Here is an 18,785-nt window from a genome sequence, read left to right as displayed (position 1 = left end):
GGTTGAGGCAGGCACGAACGGGACCTCTGGAGCTGTCGCCCCGGGATATCGGGGGCAACCTCTCCAGAGGTCCCGTTACTGACGGGTAGGGGTCAGCGGCCGGAGCTGAATTCCGCCGCCGAGCGGGTCCTGCGCTGGCCGCTCTGCGCGGAGGAGGACCCGTTGCGCCCCTGGCCGCCGCGGCCCCGGCCGCCCTGCGGGCGCTGGCCACCCTCGCGGGCCTGACCCTGGCCGCCCGAGCGACCCCGACCGCCGGAGGAGCCGCCGGCCGGGCGGGCACCGGAGCGACCCCCCTTCGGGCTGCCGGCGCGCTGCTGCGGCACCTCGTGGATGATCGCACCGGGGAACTCGCGCTCACCCGGGGCGAGCTCGCCGAGCAGCGGGTGGGCGGCGGTGACCTCGGTCGTGCGCGGCTTGATGCCGGCCTTGCGCATGAGGGTGCGGACGTCGCCGTTCTGGTCCGGGGTCATCAACGTGATGACGGTGCCGGCCGAGCCCGCGCGGGCGGTGCGGCCCGAGCGGTGGAGGTACGCCTTGTGCTCGACGGGCGGGTCGGCGTGGATGACGAGCGCGACGTCGTCGACGTGGATGCCGCGCGCGGCGATGTCGGTCGCGACGAGCGTCGTCGCCTTGCCGGAGTGGAAGGCCTCCATCGTCCGGGTGCGCGCGCCCTGGCTGAGGTTGCCGTGGAGCTCGACAGCGGGGATGCCGCGCTGGCCGAGCTGCTTGGCGAACTTCTTCGCGCGGTGCTTGGTCCGGGCGAAGACGACGGTGCGGCCGGGGGCGGCGGCCAGGTCGGTGAGGACGTCGAGGTGGTCGTCGCCGCGGACCTTGAGGACGTGGTGGTCCATCGTCGAGACGGGTGACTGCGCCGAGTCGGCCTCGTGGGTGACGGGCTGGCTGAGGTAGCGCTTGACGAGCACGTCGACACCGGCGTCGAGCGTCGCGGAGAAGAGCATCCGCTGGCCGTCGCGAGGGGTCCGGTCGAGGATCCGCTTCACGCCGGGGAGGAAACCGAGGTCGGCCATGTGGTCGGCCTCGTCGAGGATGCTCACCTCGATGTCGTCGAGGTTGACGTGACCCTGGCCGATGAGGTCCTCGAGCCGGCCGGGGCAGGCGACCACGACGTCGACGCCGCGGCGGATCGCCTCGACCTGCGGGCCCTGCCCGACGCCGCCGAAGACGACGCGGCTGGTGAGCCGGGTGCCCTCGGTGAGCATCTGGAAGGACTCGTCGATCTGGGCGACCAGCTCGCGGGTCGGCGCGAGGATCAGCGCACGCGGGGCACGGCTGCGGGGGCGGCGGGGCTCCTCGGTGAGCCGGGTGATGAGCGGCAGGAGGAAGGCGAAGGTCTTGCCCGAGCCGGTCCGGCCGCGGCCGAGGACGTCACGCCCCGCGAGGGAGTCGGGCAGCGTCGCGGCCTGGATGGGGGTGGGGGTCGTGATCCCGCGCTTCGCGAGGGCAGCGACGAAGGGGGCGGGGACGCCGAGGTCGGCGAAGGTCTGGGTGTCCTGGGACATGTGTTGGTGATGCTCCACATCAGTGGGGTGGTCGTCCTGCCCGGCGCGGCAGGGGGCCGCGGCGCATCGGCGAGGAGAGGTCAGCTGCACAGGGCAGGAGGAGTCTCTCTGGCACGTCGTGGTGCCGGCACCGGGTCCGCGGCCTCGAGGCTCCGAGGGCGATCACGGTGCGACGGCCGCAGCAGAACTGGGCGAGCCGTCCCGACCACCCTAGCCGCTCCGCCGTCCCGACCCACAATCGTCACGACGAAGGGGTGGTGCCGGGTCGATCCGGCACCACCCCTTCGTCCGTGTTGCGTCAGACCGGCTGGGCGATCGGACGGCCGCGCATGGCACGCCACGCGTAGGCCACGGCGATCCCGGCGAGCGGGGTGACGACGATGGCGCCGAGGCCGCAGGTGCAGAGGACCACGATGGCCAGGCCGAGGCCGATGAGGCCGCCGAGGAGGACCTGCCCGAGGTTGTCCTTGACCGCCTCGAAGCTGCCCTTGATCGCGTCACCGAGGCTGAGGTCCTCGTCGACCACCGAGACGGGCGCGAAGTACAGCAGGATCATCGCCGCGATGCCCGGGAGGATGCAGGCGACGAGGCCGACGAGCACGATCAGACCGACGACGATGCTCACGACGAGGGCCATGAGGACGTTGTAGCCCGAGAAGAGTCGCCCGAGCTCGGCCTTGCGGCCGTCCATGACGTCGAGCGCCATCCGGTAGATGCCGAGCGAGAGGAACATCGCGATGGCGCTGCTCACGAGGTTGAGCATCGAGCTCACCGGCGTGAAGGTCACCTGCGTGGAGGACGTCGCCGGGTCCATCGCGTCGGGGTTGGTGATCGCCTCGAGGGTCCCGTCCGCGATCGCCCCGACGGCCGAGAGACCGCCGCCGATGATCAGGGTGAGGAGACCGATGACGAGGAAGGGCAGCGGGTTCTTCGTCAGGGCGGTCCAGGCGTAGGACAGCGCGTCCATCGCCTGGAAGCGGCGGGGGGCGTAGGTGGGCTGGCCGGGCGCGGGCATCGCGCCGTAGCCGCCACCCGATGCTCCTCCTGCAGGCATCGGGTAAGGCTGCTGCGGCCGCTGCTGGCCGTGGGGCGGGGGCTGCTGGCCGGGGTACGGGCCGCTGCCGGTGGGCTCGGGAGGTTCAGGTGGGAGGTTGCTCATGGCCGATCGAACCACCCTCGGTCCCTCGCCCGCCAGGGGGCCTGCCGTAGCCAGACCGGCATCAGGCCGTGGCGTAGGCGTCCTCGACGGCCCCGTCGAGGACCGCTACCGCACTCACCGGGTCCAGCGGGAGGAGGGTCGCGCCGAGCGCCTTGGCCACCTCGGCGTTGGCGCCGGCACCTCCGATCGCCACGTGGGTCACCGAGCGCAGTCGCTGGACGAGCGGGACGACGGCCTCGAAGACCGTGCGCCGCGTACCGCCGAGGACGACGACGTCGGTGCGCAGGGTGGAGGCGATCGCGTCGATGGCCGCGATCGGGGTGTCAGCACCGAGGAAGCGCACCGACCAGCCCTTCCGGGAGAGCGCGACCGCCGCCATGAGCGCGCCGATGTCATGCCGCTCGCCGGGCGGGCAGGCGACGATCGCCGTCCGCCGTCCGGTGGGGTTGAGCTCCGCCCCCTGAGCGCCGATGTGGCGACGGATGATGTGGCTCGCGAAGTGCTCGTGCGCCACCGTGACCTCGCCGTTCTCCCACTGCCGCCCGAGTCGGACGAGGTAGGGCAGGAGCACCTCGACCATGGCCGCCTCGGGGCCGAGGACCTCGATCGTCCGGGCGACGGCAGCCGTGGTGGCGGACTGGTCCAGGACGCGGACCGCCGCGTCGATCTCGGCCGCGAGCGCGTCGGGCAGCGGGCCGTCTGCGTCGGCCGTCGCCTGGCGGGTGCTCTCGACGCTGGCACGGGCCTGCTCGACGGCCGCGGCCAGCAGCAGCCCCCGGGCCTTGAGGGCGACGACCTCGTGGGCGAGGCGCTCGTCATCGGGGGTGTAGAGGCGGTAGCCCCCCGGTGTGCGCTCTGGGCTGAAGAGACCGAACCGGCGCTCCCAGACCCGCAGCACGTCAGGAGTCAGCCCGCTACGGCGCGCGAGCTCACCGATGCGGATGCCCTGGGTCACCGCCTCATCCTACGGATGTCGGGCCAGGTCACCGGTCCGGTGCGGCTCAGACCGGCGCGGTCACGTCGGCGACGCTCGCGCCGAGGGCCTCCAGGGCGGCGGCCGCGGGGACCGTCGCGGAGACCCCGTGACCGCCGGCGCCGAGGGAGATCGAGCGCCCCTCTGACTCGAGGATCGTCGCGTCCGCGACGACCGGCCAGGGGGTCGTCGAGCCGAAGGGGGTGATCGTCCCCCTCTCGTAGCCGGTCACCTCGAGGGCCGTCGCCGCGTCCGGCATGGAGACCCGGTTGACGCCGAGATGGGCGCGGAGCTTGGGCCAGTCGATCTCGCGGTCGCCGGGGACGAGGACGAGGAGGTAGTCGTCCTCGGCGCGTCGGACCACGAGGGTCTTGATGATGTCGGCCGGCCGCACACCGCGGGCCTCGGCCGCCTCCTCGAGCGAGCCCACCCGGCCGTGCCGGACGATCGTGTGCTCGATCCCGCTCTCCCGCAGGGCCTGCTCCGCGCGCTCCTCGCTCTGGCTCATGCACCTCAGGCTAGGCCCGACGTCGGCGGCGGTGGGTCATGGCGCTGGTGGCAGGATCGGGGCATGGATCTCCAGGAGATGCTCGACCAGGCCGCCACCGGATCCGTCCACGTCGAGGAGGGCTGGGGCCAGGGCCGCGCCACCTACGGCGGCCTCGTGACGGGCCTCATGCTCTCGGCGCTGCGTGCCCGGCTCCCCGGGGAGAGAGATCTCCCCCTTCGCGCGGTGACCATCTCCTTCGTCGCACCGGTCGCCGCCGGCGCCGCCGAGGCGGAGGCGACGGTCCTGCGCAGCGGCTCCAGCGCGACCCAGGGACAGGTGCACCTCCGCCAGGACGGACAGGTCGTCGCCGCGATGCTCGCGAGCTTCGGGGCACCGCGGGAGTCGAGCATCGCGGTGGCCCCGACGACGCAGCTGCCCGCGTTCGCGGGACCGGACGAGGCGCTGGCGCTGCCGCACCTCCCCGGGAGGACCCCTGACTTCTTCGCCCACCTCGACCTGCGGCTCGCCGACGGGGGTCTGCCGTACAGCGGTTCGGAGACGTCGCACATGCGGGGGTGGATGCGCTTCCGGCAGGCGCCGCCCCGCTTCGAGGAGGAGCACCTCGTCTCGCTCGTGGACGCGTGGCCGCCTGCACCGATCCAGATGCTCGACCGGCCCCGCCCGGGGAGCAGCCTGACCTGGACGCTCGAGATCGTCGGCGACGTCAGGGCCGAGCCCGACGCCTGGTGGGCCTACGAGGTCAGGACCGACCACGCCGCCGACGGTTACGCGCACACCCACGCCCACGTCTGGCGACCCGACGGGACCCTCGTCGCCATCAGCCGGCAGACCGTCGCCGTCTTCGGCTGACCCCTCCCCCTTCGCACGAGCCAAGGCTCGTGCGGGGCTCGCCGCCCCTCCCCCTTCGCACGAGCCAAGGCTCGTGCGAAGCGAGTCAGGTGGTGGCGAAGATCTGGCCGAGGTCCTCGAAGGCCTTGAACTCCATGGCGTTGCCGGACGGGTCGAGGAAGAACATCGTCCACTGCTCCCCCGGCGTGCCCTCGAAACGCACGTACGGCTCGATGACGAACTCGGTGCCCGCCGCGGTCATCCGCTCGGCGAGCTCCTTGAACCGCTCGACCGTCAGGACGACACCGAAGTGCGGCACCGGGACCATCTTGCCGTCGACGGGGTTGTGACCCGCGACGGCGTTCTGGTGGTGGTCGACCATGTGGGTGACGACCTGGTGGCCGTCGAGGTCCCAGTCGGTCCAGCGCTCGTCCTCACGCCCGCGGCTCAGGCCCATGACTTCGCCGTAGAAGTGGCGCGCGGCCTCGATGTCGTGGACGGGGATGGCTAGGTGGAAGGGTCGCAGCTCGCTCATCCCACGACGGTATCGCCCCGTCGCCTCTCGGCGCACAGCGCGGGGAGGTAGCACGGCAGCGCGAGCAGCCCGACGACCGCAGCGGCGATGATCGCTGTCTCGTTGTCCGTGGCCTCGGCGAGCAGACCCAGCAGCGGCGCCGAGACCGCGAAGGCGAAAAAGCTCACGAGCGAGGAGAGCGAGAGCACGGTCGCGCGGTTCTCCGAGGTGGCCTCGCGGTGGGTCAGCGCATGGTCCATCGCGCCGCTGCCGAAGACCGCGTAGGTGAAGAGGTAGGCGGCGACGAGAGCGACCGGGCCGGCGACCACCCCGATGGCGAGCGAGCCGAGCACGTGCAGCAGACGGCCGACGATCGCGGCCCGTGCGACACCGACGCGGCGCGCGAGCACCCCGACGGCCGCGGAGCCGGCGGAGTAGGCGCCCCACGCCATGGCGGCGACCGGGCCCATCCAGGCGCCCGCGGTCGCGTTGCTCCCGAGCAGGTCCGCGAGCCGGATCGGCACGAAGTTCTCCTGCACGACCATGACGACGGCCGTGAGCCCGGACGCGAGGACGAGCCCGCGCAGCGCTGCGCTGGAGCGCAGCAGACCGAGCCCGCCGACGATGACCGCGGGGGTGGCCGCGACGGACCGACGCACCCGCTGCCAGGTGCCGTCACCCTCGGCCACGGCCTCAGCGAGCTCGGGAGCGGCGGCGTCGGTCGTCAGGTGGGGCACCTCGCGCATGAGGGCGGCGACGGCGACGAGGTGGACGATCGCACCGACGACGTAGAGCGCCATCGGGAGCTCGAGTGCCGACCGGCTCTCGAAGGGGTGCCACCACACGAGCGCGCCCGAGAGCAGCGACCCGACCGCCATGCTCGCCCCGATGAGCGTGCCCGCGCGGGCGAGCGGCTGGTCGACGTCCGCACCGGGCTCGCGGACGTGCACGGCATCGACGAACCACGCCTCGAGCGGCCCGGACTCCAGCGCCCGGAAGACCCCCATGAGCACCCCGGCCGCGAGGTAGGCGCCCCAGGACCCGGCCATGACGTAGGCGAGGGCGGCGAGGACCTGCACGCCCGCGGCGACGAGGTAGACCGGCCGCCGCCCGAAGACGTCGGTGAAGCCGCTCGTCGGCAGCTCGAGCAGGGCGACGGCCACACCGATCGCGGACATCGCGGCGAGTGCCTGGGCCGTCGACAGCCCGAGCTCGAAGGCCCACAGGATGAAGAGCCCCACGACGAAGCCGACGGGGAACCAGCGGGTGACGGTCAGCGTGTAGAAGACCCGGTGGGCCGGACGGGACACGATGCGGGCCGGCGCCGCGGTCACGACCTCTCCGGCCGCGGGTAGGAGTGGACCTGGATCTCGAAGGGACGGGTCCCCTCGGGAGCGGCGTCGGGCGGGGTCGGGTGCTGCTCGAGAACCTCCCAGATGATCGCCTCGAGGCGCCGCCGGATCTCGTGCGCCTGCTCGAGGGTGGCATGGACCACCGCGTCGCTGCTCCCGATCGTCCCGAGCCACTCCTCCGGCAGCGCGTCCTGCTCCTCGACCGAGAGCTGCAGCCGCGAGGCGAGCTGACTGACGACGACCTGACGCCACGCGCCCTTCGCGTCCCGCTCGGCCGGCCCGGACGACGAGCTCGCCGCACTCGTGTACTGCGCGCTCGCCCGCCACCAGCGCTCTCGGCGGGTCCCGAGCTCAGCGGCGTCCGCGACGAAGCCGTGCCGCTCGAGCTGACGGAGGTGATAGCTCGTCGATCCGGTGCTCTCGCCCACCTGCTCGGCGAGGGCGGTGGCCGTCGCCGGGCCGTGGATCCGGAGCAGACCGAGCAGCCGGAGGCGAAGGGGGTGCGTCAGCGCCTTGAGCTGGGTGGTGTCGGGTATGACGACCGTGGGCTGCTCGGGCACGAGCTCACCGTAGACGACAAAGATTCCTCTGCAGACGACCGTGTGCAGTCCTGGTGCTCGGCGCTCGCCCGGGCGAGCTTCACAACTGCCGGGTAGGTGTGACCGACGAGGGGCGCGTGTGCGTAGGGTTCCGGACATGACCGCCGTCGCCGACCCCGGTGCGCTGCTCGACGCGTACCGCGAGCGCGTCGACCGTCGGGCCGAAGGGGTCGACGAGACCCTCACCGTCGACGGCACCCGCCCGCACACCGACGCGCTCATCGCGACGATCGAGCGGCTCGGCCTCGAGGGGCTCCTCGACCGGCGGGCCGAGACCCGGCGCTTCGTCAGCGACGACGGCATCACGTACGGCACCGGCGAGCCGCCCCCGGGCGAAGGGGTGGCGCCGGACGAGCCCCGGACGGCCGGTCCGTGGCGGGTGGACCCGCTCCCGCTCGTCATCGGCAGCGAGGAGTGGGCCGGGCTGGAGCGCGGGATCCGCCAACGCGCGCACCTCCTCGACGCCGTCCTCACCGACCTCGCCGGTCCGCAGCGTCTGGTGCGCGAGGGGACGATCCCCGGCCAGGTGGTCTACGGGCACGGCGGCTGGCTTCCCCAGGCCGAGGGCATCACCCTCCCCGGCAGGCACCAGCTCGTGCTCCCCGCGACCGACCTCGCCCGTGACGCCGACGGGACGTGGCGGGTCTTCGCGGACCGGGCGCAGGCCCCGAGCGGAGCCGGCTACGCGATGGCCAACCGTCGCATCGTCGCGCGCGTCATGCCGGACCTGCACCGGGCGAGCGACCTCTCCCGGCTCCGCGGCTTCTTCTACGGCGTCCAGCGCGCCGTGCGTCGGGTGGCGCCCCGGACCGACGACATGCCCCGCGTGGTCATCCTCAGCCCAGGCACCCTGAGCGAGACCGCCTTCGACCAGGCCTTCCAGGCGATGCTCCTCGGCTTCCCGCTGGTCGAGTCCGAGGACCTCCTGTCCCGCGACGGCCGGATCTGGCTCCGCACGACGAGCGGGCTCTCCCCGGTCGACGTCATCATCCGCCGGGTCGATGCCGACTGGTGCGACCAGCTCGAGCTGCGGCCGGAGTCGCGTCTCGGGCTGCCCGGCATGGTCGAGGCAGCGCGTCTCGGCCACGTCTCGATCGTCAACCCGCTGAGTGCCGGACTCCTCGAGAACCCCGCACTCATCCCCTACCTGCCGCACGTGTGCCGCGACGTGCTCGGCGAGGACCTCCTGCTCGACTCGCCCGACACGTGGTGGGCCGGGGAGCGGAGTCACCGCAGCCACATCCTCGCCCACCTCTCGAGTCTGGTCGTCCGCCCGATCCACCACGCGGGGCGCGACGACGCGATCCGCGGGTGGGACCTCACCCAGGAGCAGCGCGGCGCGCTCGCGGCACGGATCGAGGACGAGCCGTGGCGCTGGACCGGGCAGGACCCCCTGGCGATGTCCAGCGCCCCCGTCGTCACGAAGCACGGCCTCGACCCGCGCAACGTCGTGCTGCGGACCTTCGCCGTGGCCGACGACGAGGACTACCTCGTCATGCCGGGCGGCCTGGGACGCCTCAGCGCCCGCCGCGACTCGGCCGACGTCTCCTCCGCCGGCGGAGCCCCGAGCAAGGACGTCTGGGTTCTCGCCGGCGACATCCCGACCGTGAGCCGCGACGGAGGCGCGTCGCCCGAGCTCGTCCCGAGCCCGCACGTCGACCACGCACAGACCCTCGTCGCGCCCGCTCCGCGCGTCGCCTCCGACCTCTACTGGCTGGGCCGCTATGCGGAGCGGGCAGAGTCGGTGGCGCGGGTGCTGCGGGTCGCCGACAACCTCGTCGACGACCACGCGCAACGACCCGGGACCACGGGCCACGCGGCGATGGTCGCCCTGCTCCGCGCGGTCACCGAGATCACCTCGACCGGCCCTGGCTTCGTCGGCGACGGCGGGCGCGGCCGGCTCGACGACCCGCTCCCCCACCTGCGCCAGCTCGTCGTCGACCCTGGCCTCGTCGGCTCGGTCGCCTACAGCGCGCGCCGCGCGGTCATCACCGCCCAGGCCGTGCGCGAGCAGCTCTCCCAGGACACCTGGCTCGTCGTGAGCCGGCTCGAGCACACGCTGCAGCACGTCCAGCCGGACGACGACCTCCAGGAGATCCTCATGGAGAGCCTCGAGGCGTTCCTCGCGCTGTCCGGCATCGCCGTGGAGTCGACGGTCCGCGACCCGGCGTGGGCCTTCTCCGAGTCGGGGCGACGGATGGAGCGGGCGCAGCAGACGATCCGGCTGCTGCGCCACACGCTTGCGGTCGAGCGCACCCCCCTCGTCGAGGGCGCGACGACCGAGGCGGCACTCATCGCGGCCGAGTCGGTCATCACCTACCGGCGGCGTCTCGCGGCCGGGCTCGGCCCGCTCTCGGCGACGGAGTCGGCGATCGACCTGCTCCTGCGCGACCCGATCAACCCGCGCTCGATCGCCTTCCAGCTGGAGCGTCTCGCCGAGGCGCTGGAGCTCGTCGATCCTGACCCGCTCGACGAGGTCGTCGCGACCGTCCGTGAGGCGCGGGCTCGCGTCGCCGCGCTCGAGCTGCCGACGCTCATGGAGGACGACCGCGCCGGGCTCCTCGTCGAGCTCGAGCAGCTCGATGCGACGCTGCGACGCGCGCACACCGAGATCGAGGAGCGCTTCTTCACCCGCAAGGCGCGGCAGCACAGCGTCCAGACGGTCTCGTGGACGGACGGGGTCGCCTGGTGAGCCCGAAGCAGAAGAGCGCGACCTACGACCTCCACCCGACGCCCAACCCGGACCACCACACGAGGCGGCCCTACGAGGTCACCCACGCGACGGAGTACCGCTACGAGGAGTACGTCACCGACTCCTTCGGCCGGGCGATGCTCGCCCCGCGCGAGACCGCGTGCCAACGCGTCCTCGAGCACACCGTCGAGATCACCCCCGAGCCGCACGTCCTCTCCGAGCACGTCGACCACTTCGGCAACTTCAGCCACTTCTACCAGGTGCGCACGCCTCACACGACGCTGAGGGTGGTCAAGCGCTCCCTCCTCGAGATCCAGTGCCCCCCACCGGATCTCGACCGGCTCAACCGGTGGACGGTGGCCCAGGCTGCCGAGCTCATCGCGACCGGTGGCCGCCGGGACGAGCTCGCAGGGGGTGGCACCACCCCTTCGATCGACCTCGTCGAGGCGGCCCAGTACGTCCTGCCGAGCCAGCTCGTCGACCTCACGGACGAGGTCGAGCAGTACGCGCTGACGATCCTGCCGCCGGAGCGCCCTTTCGGCGAGGCCCTCGTCGCGCTGTACTCCCAGATCTACCGCGACTTCACGTACGCCAAGGGCACGACGAGCGTGAAGACGACCTTGCCCGATCTCCTCGCGCAGCGCGAGGGGGTGTGCCAGGACTTCGCCCACCTCGCCGTGGGGTGCCTGCGCGCCGTCGGCATCCCGGGTCGGTACGTCTCGGGCTACATCGAGACGATGCCCCCGCCGGGCCAGGTCAAGCTCGCCGGGTCGGACGCCACCCACGCGTGGGTCGGGGCGATGACCCCCGACGGCGACTGGGTGGACCTCGACCCGACGAACGACCACTTCGCCGACAGTCGTTACGTCGTCACCGGCTGGGGGCGTGACTTCCGCGACGTCTCGCCGCTCAAGGGTGTGATCTTCAGCGAGGGCAAGGGCAGCGAGCTCAAGGTGGCGGTCGACGTCATCCGGCAGGACCGGCCCGACCCGCGCCAGCACCCGGCCCCGATGCGCGACCAGCCCGGCAGCACGACGCCGGCCACACCGCCGGACGAGCGCCCGTGACCACCGCCTTCGTCCTCGGCGGTGGTGGCGTCCTCGGCGCCACCGAGGTCGGCATGCTCCGGGCCCTCCTCGAGCGCGACATCACCCCAGACCTCGTCGTCGGGTCGAGCATCGGCTCGGTCAACGGCGCCTTCATCGCGGCCGACCCGAGCAGCGCGACCGTCGCCCGGCTCGAGGAGCTGTGGCTCGAGGTCGTGCGTTCCGGCGCGCTCAAGGAGTCGCCGGTGCGCCAGGCGGCCCGGCTCGCGAAGCACCGCACCCACGTCATGTCCCCCGGCGTCATCCCACGACTCGTCCGCGAGTACCTCGACGTCGAGCTCATCGAGGACCTGCCGGTCCCCTTCCAGTGCGTCGCGGCCGAGATCGAGACCGCCCGCTCACGGTGGTTCTCCGCCGGGCCGATCGCACCGGCCGTGGCCGCCAGCTGCGCCGTCCCGGGGCTGTTCGCCGCGGTCGAGATCGATGGCTTGCACTACCTGGACGGCGGGCTCGTCCACTCGATCCCCGTCGGGCGGGCGCTCGAGCTCGGCGCGACACGGATCTACGTGCTCCACGTCGGGCGGGTGGAGCAACCTCTCAGCGCGCCGACGACACCGTGGGACGTCGGGCTCGTCGCCTTCGAGATCGCACGACGGCACCGCTTCGTCGAAGAGATCGGCGCCGTGCCGGACGACGTCGAGCTACATGTCCTGCCGAGCGGCGTCGAGCGCTCCCCGGCGCTGTCGACCCTGTCGATGGGCCGGGGCGAGAAGGTCACCGACCGCATCCGGGCCGCCTACGAGGCCACGGCCGAGCACCTGGCCCTCACGACATGAAGGTCGGCCCACCGCCCTCCTGGCTCCAGGTGGTGCTGCGCCTCCTCTACCCACCCTTCGCCGTCCTGGTCACCCTGGCGGCCCTGCCCCTCATGGTGCTCGGGGCGCTGCTCTGGCCGATCGACCGCCGGTTGCGACTGACCCGCGTCACGTTCCTCGCCGTGTACTTCATGTGGGAGGACGTGGGGGTGCTGCTCCACTGCCTCTTCCTCTCGGTCCGCACGCCCACCGACCGCGGGGAGCGGTGGGTGCGCCAGCACGAGGAGCTCGTCGCCCACGCCCTCGACAACTTCCTGCGCACGGCAGAGCGCTGGGCCGGCTTCCACGTCGTCGTCGACGGAGAGCTCGACCTCGGCGACCCGTCACGCCCCGTCGTCGTCCTCTCTCGGCACGCGGGACCTGCCGACTCGGTCGCCCTGGCGTGGCTGCTCGGCCACCGGGGCGGGCGGGTCCCCCGGATCGTCCTTGCGGCGGGGCTGCTGTGGGACCCGGGCCTGGCCATGGTGCTCAAGCGGCTCAAGGCCTACTTCGTGCCGTCGCGCACCGGCGCCGGCGACGACCGGACCCAGGGGATGCAGCGGCTCGCCGACCACCTCGGCCCGCGCGACGCCCTGCTGATGTTCCCCGAGGGCCGTAACTGGACCGTGCACCGCCAGGAGGCCGAGGTCGCCCGCCTCTCCGCCGAGGGCGAGAGCGAGCGGGCCGAGCAGGCCGCGCTGTGGCGATGGGTCCTGCCGCCGCGGTACCGCGGGGTGCAGACGATCCTCGCGGCCCGTCCCGACGCGGACGTCACGATCATCGCCCACACCGGCCTCGAGCTCTTCGACTCTCCCCTCGACATCTGGCGGGGCATCCCCTTCGGCCCGGACGAGGGTCTGCTCGTGCGCACCACGACCTACCCCGCCGCCGAGGTCCCGCGGGAGCCGGAGGCGATCGTCGAGTGGCTCGACGAGCGGTGGACCGAGGTCAACGCGTGGGTCGAGGGGCACCGCACGGTGCGAGGATCGGGGCATGCTGCGACGCCGTGACCTGCCGATGCCCCTCACCGTGTCGCCGGAGGCGGCGGAGGCCGCGCAGCAGGCCGACAACAAGCTCCACCGGTGGCCGATGACGCCGCGGATCACCAAGGGCCTCAGGGCGAAGGGGGCGGGCGAGCGGCGCGCGGCCGTCGAGTCGCTCGCCCGCAGCCGTCGGGTCGACATCACCGCCTCGCAGGTCTCGGTGATCAGCGGTGGCCGTCCGGTCACCTCCCTCGTCATGACGCCGGAGACCTCGTCGTGGGACGGCGACGGGGATGAGCCGTGGGTCTTCTGGATCCACGGGGGCGGCTTCTGCTGGGGGTCGGCCCTCGACGGCTCGGCCGTCCAGCTCGCCGCCGACGCGGGCGTGCCCGTCGTCTCCGTCGAGTACCCGCTCGCGCCCGAGCACCCGTACCCGGCACCGCTCGACGCGTGCCTCGCCGCCTACCTCGCGCACGCCGCCGCGTGGGGTCCGAGGGTCCTCCTCGGCGGCCTGTCGGCCGGCGCCAACCTCGCCCTCGGCGTCCTCGCCCGGGTCCGCGCCGACGGCGGGCCGGAGCCGCTCGGGCTGCTCGCGGCCACCCCCTTCGCCGACCTCGGAGGGCGGGGAGACTCCTACTCCGCCAACGAAGGGAGGGACGCCTACGTCCGGTGGAAGGGGCAGCAGGAGCGCTTCGCGAAGGCGTACCGCGGCGGCGCCCGGGTCACCGACCCCTTCGTCTCGCCCGTGCACCAGACGTGGGAGGTGCCGGTTCCGCCCACCCTGCTGACCACCGGGACGCGCGACCTCTTCCTCTCCGACTCCGTGCAGCTCGCCCGCACGATGCGCGCGTCCGGCGGCGAGGTCGACCTGCAGGTCTGGGAGGGGATGTGGCACGCCTTCCAGAACGATGCGAGCTCCCCGGAGGCCCAGGAGTGCCTCGCGCACACCGCAACCTTCGCCCGGCAGGTGCTCCGGGTCTGCGGCACGACCGGCAGGTCCGGCGCGGATCTCGCCGGGCCGTAAGAGCCGACGAGGGGTGTCGCTCCGGTAGACACGCAGGCATGGCCGACACCGAGAACCCCGTCTTCACGGCGAGCGGTGACTGGAGCGGGCAGCTCGTCGCCACCGCTGTCCACGCCGGGCACGACCTGCGCCCCGAGGTTGCCGAGCAGATGATCCTCGACGAGGACGTGCGCCTCCGGGAGGAGGACCTCTTCACGGACCGCTTCATCGCGCACCTGCCCGCACGGTTGGTCGTCCACCGGTCACGCTTCGAGACCGACCTCAACCGGGTCCGCGACGAGGCCGTCTACCGCCAGCCCGACGACGCGTGGGGCCTGGACATGTGGCGTGGCGGGACCCTCGACGACGACATCGCAGGGCGATCGCTCGAGGTGTACGACTCGGTCTACGACGAGCTGGCCCGGCGTTTCGACGAGCTCGCGTCGCGCGGTCCCTTCGTCGTCTACGACGTGCACTCCTACAACCACCGCCGGGACGGCGCCGACGCGCCGCCCGAGGCCCAGGCCGACAACCCCGACGTCAACGTCGGCACCGGCTCCCTGGACCGCGAGCGCTGGGGCAGCGTCGTCGATACCTTCACCGAGCGGATCGCCCACAACCTCGGTGGCCTCGACGTCCGGGAGAACGTGAAGTTCAAGGGCCGGGGCATCGCCATGTGGGCGCACGAGCGGTACCCGGGCACGGCGATCGTCCTGGCCATCGAGTTCAAGAAGACGTACATGGACGAGTGGACGGGCGAGCCCGACGAGCACCGCATCGGCCAGATCGCCGCCGCGCTCGCCGACACCTACGAGCCGGTCCTCGCCGCCGTCGACCGCCTCACCGGCCGCGGGAGCGAGTGGTGAGCGAGGACTCCGCGGCGCTGCGCAAGGTCGCCGTCGCGGACCTCGCGATCGACCACGCGCTCGCGCAGATGTCGGGCTCGATGCGCTTCCTGCTCGACGTCACCCCGGTGAACTCCGACGACATCAAGGCGCAGTTCCTCAAGGGTGAGGTCAAGGAGCCGCGCTTCACCTACCGCGACATCGAGGCCGACCCCGAGGTGCTCAAGCAGGTCGTCGCCAACATCGACGTCGGCTCGGTCACCGATCCCACGCTCGCGACGCTGCTGCGCAACAAGCACCGCGAGCTCACCCTCCAGCTCGACATGCTCATGGCGCGCGACAGCGACGACTTCCGCTCCCTGAGCATCGAGCTCTACGGCGGCGCCTCGCCCCAGCTCCGCGGCCAGGCCGAGCGGATCATCGAGGAGGTCCCGAGGCCGGAGGCGAAGGGGGAGAAGGTCACCGCCGAGGAGTTCCTCGAGCTCGCGCAGGCGGAGATCGACTTCTACGCCTCGATCGACCAGGACATCGAGATGCACGCCGAGGTCCGTGACGACGTCAACGGCGTCATGGTGTCGGGGAACACGCTGCTCATCGACCCCGACTCCGCCGTCCAGCGGGCCCGCGCCAACGCGTTGCTCCAGCACGAGGTCGGTACCCACCTCGTCACCCAGGTCAACGGGTCGGCCCAGCCGATCCAGGTGCTCGGCACCGGCCTCGCCGGCTACGACGAGACCCAGGAGGGCCTCGCGGTCCTCGCCGAGATCGGCTGCGGGGGGCTCACCCCCTTCCGCCTGCGGCAGCTTGCCGCCCGCGTGCTGACCGTCCACCGGATGACCCAGGGGGCGACCTTCGTCGAGTCCTGGGAGGCGCTCGTCGACGCCGGCTTCCCCAAGGCCAGCGCCTTCACGACGACGATGCGCGCCTACCGCTCCGGCGGCCTCACCAAGGACGCGATCTACCTGCGCGGTCTCGTCGACCTGCTCTGCCACCTCAAGGGCGGCGGCTCGCTCGAGCACATGTGGCTCGGCAAGTTCTCGCTCTCCGACCTGCCACTCATCCAGTCCCTCGCCGAGGCAGGGATCCTCAACCGGCCCCGGCTCCTCCCCCGCTGGCTCGACGACACCGAGGCCGCCGAGCGGCTCTCGAGCGCCGCCGAGCACGCCGAGGACGTCACCCGGCTCGTCTCGACGCCGGCACCTACCCCTTCGCCCGCCTGACCCGCAAGGAGACCCGCATGAAGATCGGATTCGTCGTCAACGACGTCGCCACCGAGCAGGACGTCTACACGACCACCCGGCTCGCCATCACCGCCCACGCGATGGGGCACGAGGCGTACTACATGGGCATCGGGGACTTCGCCTACAACCCCGACGGCTCGCTCTCCGCCCGCGCCCGCAAGGGCACCGGGAAGACCTACAAGTCGCTGACGCGATACCTCCACGACGTGCAGAAGCCCGAGGTCGAGCAGTGGCTGCCGATCGAAGACTTCGACGTCGTCATGCTGCGCTTCGACCCGGCCGACGACGCCGAGGAGAACCCGTGGGCGGGCAACGCGGGCGTCGCCTTCGGGCAGCTCTTCGCGGCCGCGGGCGTGCTCGTCGTCAACGACCCGACCTCGCTGGCCAACGCGCTCTCCAAGGCGTACTTCCAGCACTTCCCCGAGATCGTCCGTCCCAAGACGCTCATCTCGCGCGACGAGGAGCAGATCGAGGCCTTCGTCAAGGAGCTCGGCGGCAAGGCCGTGCTCAAGCCGCTCCAGGGCTCGGGCGGCAGCGGGGTCTTCCTCGTCAACAGCAAGGAGGCGCCGAACCTCAGCCAGATCATCGAGGCGATCGGCCGTGACGGCTATGTCGTCACCCAGGAGTACCTGCCCGAGGCGAAGAACGGTGACATCCGGATGTTCGTCATGAACGGGCGCCCGCTCGAGGTCGACGGCCAGATCGCCGCCTTCCGCCGGGTGAGCACCTCCGACGACATCCGCTCCAACATGTCGACGGGCGGCAAGGCGCAGAAGGTCAACGTCACCCCTGAGATGCTCGAGATGGTCGAGGCGGTGCGGCCCAAGCTCATCGCTGACGGCATGTTCCTCGTCGGGCTCGACATCGTCGGTGACAAGCTCATGGAGGTCAACGTCTTCAGCCCCGGCGGCTTCGGGTCGTGCGAGGCGCTCTACGGCATCGACTTCGTGCCCGCCGTCATCGACGACCTCGAGCGCAAGGTGTCGGTGCGCACGCACTACGACGAGATCCCCAACGTCCGCCTCGCAACCCTCTGAGGGCTGATCCCTGAGGCGCGACGAGCTGTGCGAGGAGCCTCGAAGAGTCAGCTGCCGGGGTGGCGGATCTGGTCGAGCCAGTCCGCGGCCTCGGCGAAGGACGCGTCGGAGGTCAGCGGGTCGACGGTGACGGCCTGGCCGTTCGCGGCGGGGTAGGAGCCGAGGAAGCGGACGTGGCCGCACACGCGGTGCAGGCTCATGAGCGCCTCGCCGACGCGCGCGTCGTGGACGTGCCCCTCGAAGTCGATGGAGAAGCAGTACGAGCCCATCGAGTCCTTCGTCGGGCGCGACTCGAGCCGGGTCATGTTGATCCCGCGCGCCGAGAACTGCTCGAGCAGCTCGAGCAGCCCGCCCGCGCGGTCCTGCCGCTGGTAGAGCACGACGGTCGTCTTGTCGAAACCGGTCGGCCGCGGCAGCCACTCGGGGCGCGACACGACGACGAAGCGGGTCACGGCCGACGCCATGTCGCCGATGTCGTGCGCGAGGACGGTCAGGCCGTGGTTGTCCGCGGCGACCGGGGCGCAGACAGCGGCGTCGAAGGGTGCCTCGCCGGTCCCGAGGTCCTCGGCGGCCGACGCGGTCGAGAGGGTCGCGATGTAGCGTGCGTCGGGGACGTTGGCCTGGCACCAGCCACGGACCTGCGCCCAGGCGTGCGAGTGGGTGCCGACGCCCCGGACGTCGGCCAGGCTCACGCCTTCGTTCGCGGCGATGACGAACGTGATCGGCACGAGGACCTCGCCCGTGACGATGAGCGGGTCGCCGGAGGCGAGCGCGTCGAGGGTGGCGCTCACTCCCCCTTCGACCGAGTTCTCGATCGGGACGACGGCCGCGTCGATCTCGCGCTGCCGCAGCGCGGTGAGCGCGGCGTCGACGGACCCGAAGGGGACGTGCTCGGCGTTCGCCGCGGGGCGCCACGAGAGCAGCGCCATCTGGGTGAAGGTCCCCGTGGGGCCGAGGTAGCCGTAGCGCGTCACCGTGGGTCTCCTTGTCGTCGGTGCTCGGCCCAGTCTCGCCCAGGGTGGGCTGCGGGGCGAAGGGGGTTCCGCCTCGCGGGATCGGCGCTCGGTGCACGAGGTCTCGAGGCTCCGCCCACGCAGCGCGTGGGACCCAGCTGGGCCGGTCGCACCTCGACCGACGGAGGGGGTCAGGCGGTGGGCGAGCCCTTGCGCGCGGCGGCGACGGCGTGCCGCTCCTCCGGCGTGAGGGTCGTGCTCTCGTCGGGAGTCTCCCCCGCGGCGATCCCCTTGGCATAGGTGCGCGACTCGCTGCGGCCGTGGATCGAGGTGAGCACGAGGCCGTCACCGTTGGCGTCGAGCACCGCGGCGGAGAAGGAGAGCCGGCCGCCCATGTCGCCGAAGGCGTCGTAGCGGACCACCGCGACCCGGGAGAGCGAGGCGTCGACCTGGGCGCGGAGGCTGGCGGCCTCGGACTCACCCACAGGCGTGGCGCGCTCGAGCACGGCGACCCGCTCGGCCAGGCGGCGGTTGGTGCGCGCGACGCTGATGACGAGCAGCAGGGCGATGAGGACCGAGACGGCCAGCAGGAGCTCGGTGCCACTCATGGCCGCGACCCTACCCGTGAGCCGCCCCACGTGACCCGCGAGTACGACGACCGTTGTGTCGCCACGC

Annotated in this window: 18 protein-coding genes; 9 read left to right on the top strand and 9 right to left on the bottom strand. The window is 72.4% G+C overall.

Features of this window, described 5'->3' with window-relative positions:
- Positions 1 to 92: 92 nt before the first annotated feature.
- The 4 genes from JNO54_RS03295 to JNO54_RS03280 form a co-directional block, all read right to left on the bottom strand.
- A complete protein-coding gene (locus tag JNO54_RS03295) occupies positions 93 to 1,520 on the bottom strand; it encodes a DEAD/DEAH box helicase (protein WP_204142607.1) in 1,428 nt (475 codons plus the stop codon).
- 298 nt (positions 1,521 to 1,818) lie between these two features.
- Positions 1,819 to 2,574, bottom strand: a complete 756-nt coding sequence (locus JNO54_RS03290; protein ID WP_204142606.1) for a hypothetical protein — start codon at positions 2,572 to 2,574, stop codon at positions 1,819 to 1,821.
- Positions 2,575 to 2,740: 166 nt separating this feature from the next.
- Positions 2,741 to 3,634: a MerR family transcriptional regulator gene (locus JNO54_RS03285; protein WP_204142605.1), complete on the bottom strand. Its 894-nt coding sequence runs from the start codon at positions 3,632 to 3,634 to the stop codon at positions 2,741 to 2,743.
- A gap of 46 nt (positions 3,635 to 3,680) precedes the next feature.
- On the bottom strand, positions 3,681 to 4,160 hold the full coding sequence (locus JNO54_RS03280) for an aminoacyl-tRNA deacylase (RefSeq protein WP_204142604.1): 480 nt from the start codon (positions 4,158 to 4,160) through the stop codon (positions 3,681 to 3,683).
- A gap of 63 nt (positions 4,161 to 4,223) precedes the next feature.
- On the opposite strand from JNO54_RS03280, the gene JNO54_RS03275 reads away from it, so the two are divergent.
- Entirely contained in the window at positions 4,224 to 5,012 is a 789-nt protein-coding gene (locus tag JNO54_RS03275; protein WP_204142603.1) for an acyl-CoA thioesterase, read from the top strand.
- Positions 5,013 to 5,097: 85 nt separating this feature from the next.
- Here the strand turns inward: JNO54_RS03275 and JNO54_RS03270 are convergent, their stop codons facing one another.
- Genes JNO54_RS03270 through JNO54_RS03260 form a run of 3 tightly spaced genes read right to left on the bottom strand, consistent with a single transcriptional unit; the run spans position 5,098 to position 7,417 of the window.
- Positions 5,098 to 5,526: a VOC family protein gene (locus tag JNO54_RS03270; RefSeq protein WP_204142602.1), complete on the bottom strand. Its 429-nt coding sequence runs from the start codon at positions 5,524 to 5,526 to the stop codon at positions 5,098 to 5,100.
- Positions 5,523 to 6,839, bottom strand: a complete 1,317-nt coding sequence (locus tag JNO54_RS03265; protein WP_307818042.1) for an MFS transporter — start codon at positions 6,837 to 6,839, stop codon at positions 5,523 to 5,525. The genes JNO54_RS03270 and JNO54_RS03265 overlap by 4 nt, the downstream gene beginning before the upstream one ends.
- Positions 6,836 to 7,417 (bottom strand): winged helix-turn-helix domain-containing protein, encoded by a 582-nt coding sequence (locus tag JNO54_RS03260; RefSeq protein WP_307818041.1) that lies wholly within the window; start codon positions 7,415 to 7,417, stop codon positions 6,836 to 6,838. The genes JNO54_RS03265 and JNO54_RS03260 overlap by 4 nt, the downstream gene beginning before the upstream one ends.
- Positions 7,418 to 7,553: 136 nt before the next feature.
- Here JNO54_RS03260 and JNO54_RS03255 point away from each other — a divergent pair, with 136 nt between their 5' ends.
- The 8 genes from JNO54_RS03255 to JNO54_RS03220 are packed head-to-tail and all read left to right on the top strand — an operon-like array spanning position 7,554 to position 17,157.
- Positions 7,554 to 10,148, top strand: coding sequence for a circularly permuted type 2 ATP-grasp protein (locus JNO54_RS03255; protein WP_204142600.1), 2,595 nt, complete (start codon positions 7,554 to 7,556; stop codon positions 10,146 to 10,148).
- Complete coding sequence (locus JNO54_RS03250) at positions 10,145 to 11,215, top strand: transglutaminase family protein (protein WP_204142599.1); 1,071 nt, start codon at positions 10,145 to 10,147, stop codon at positions 11,213 to 11,215. Before JNO54_RS03255 ends, JNO54_RS03250 begins: the two co-directional genes overlap by 4 nt.
- Positions 11,212 to 12,030, top strand: coding sequence for a patatin-like phospholipase family protein (locus JNO54_RS03245; protein WP_204142598.1), 819 nt, complete (start codon positions 11,212 to 11,214; stop codon positions 12,028 to 12,030). The genes JNO54_RS03250 and JNO54_RS03245 overlap by 4 nt, the downstream gene beginning before the upstream one ends.
- Positions 12,027 to 13,058, top strand: a complete 1,032-nt coding sequence (locus JNO54_RS03240) for a 1-acyl-sn-glycerol-3-phosphate acyltransferase (protein WP_204142597.1) — start codon at positions 12,027 to 12,029, stop codon at positions 13,056 to 13,058. Before JNO54_RS03245 ends, JNO54_RS03240 begins: the two co-directional genes overlap by 4 nt.
- The gene (locus JNO54_RS03235; RefSeq protein ID WP_204142596.1) at positions 13,042 to 14,055 is read left to right on the top strand and encodes an alpha/beta hydrolase; all 1,014 of its coding nucleotides are present in this window, start codon (positions 13,042 to 13,044) and stop codon (positions 14,053 to 14,055) included. Before JNO54_RS03240 ends, JNO54_RS03235 begins: the two co-directional genes overlap by 17 nt.
- Positions 14,056 to 14,093: 38 nt before the next feature.
- Positions 14,094 to 14,900, top strand: a complete 807-nt coding sequence (locus JNO54_RS03230) for an N-formylglutamate amidohydrolase (protein WP_204142595.1) — start codon at positions 14,094 to 14,096, stop codon at positions 14,898 to 14,900.
- A complete protein-coding gene (locus tag JNO54_RS03225; RefSeq protein WP_307818040.1) occupies positions 14,897 to 16,099 on the top strand; it encodes a peptidase MATCAP family protein in 1,203 nt (400 codons plus the stop codon). The genes JNO54_RS03230 and JNO54_RS03225 overlap by 4 nt, the downstream gene beginning before the upstream one ends.
- Positions 16,100 to 16,116: 17 nt before the next feature.
- On the top strand, positions 16,117 to 17,157 hold the full coding sequence (locus tag JNO54_RS03220; RefSeq protein ID WP_204142594.1) for a glutathione synthetase: 1,041 nt from the start codon (positions 16,117 to 16,119) through the stop codon (positions 17,155 to 17,157).
- A gap of 47 nt (positions 17,158 to 17,204) precedes the next feature.
- Here the strand turns inward: JNO54_RS03220 and pheA are convergent, their stop codons facing one another.
- Both pheA and JNO54_RS03210 read right to left on the bottom strand, forming a co-directional pair.
- Positions 17,205 to 18,131, bottom strand: a complete 927-nt coding sequence (gene pheA / locus JNO54_RS03215; protein ID WP_204142593.1) for a prephenate dehydratase — start codon at positions 18,129 to 18,131, stop codon at positions 17,205 to 17,207.
- Between the two features lie 170 nt (positions 18,132 to 18,301).
- Positions 18,302 to 18,718, bottom strand: coding sequence for a DUF4446 family protein (locus tag JNO54_RS03210; protein WP_204142592.1), 417 nt, complete (start codon positions 18,716 to 18,718; stop codon positions 18,302 to 18,304).
- Between the last annotated feature and the right edge of the window lie 67 nt (positions 18,719 to 18,785).

Source organism: Janibacter endophyticus (assembly GCF_016888335.1).
GTDB lineage: Bacteria > Actinomycetota > Actinomycetes > Actinomycetales > Dermatophilaceae > Marihabitans > Marihabitans endophyticum.
This window is presented reverse-complemented; position numbering and strand designations above follow the sequence as displayed.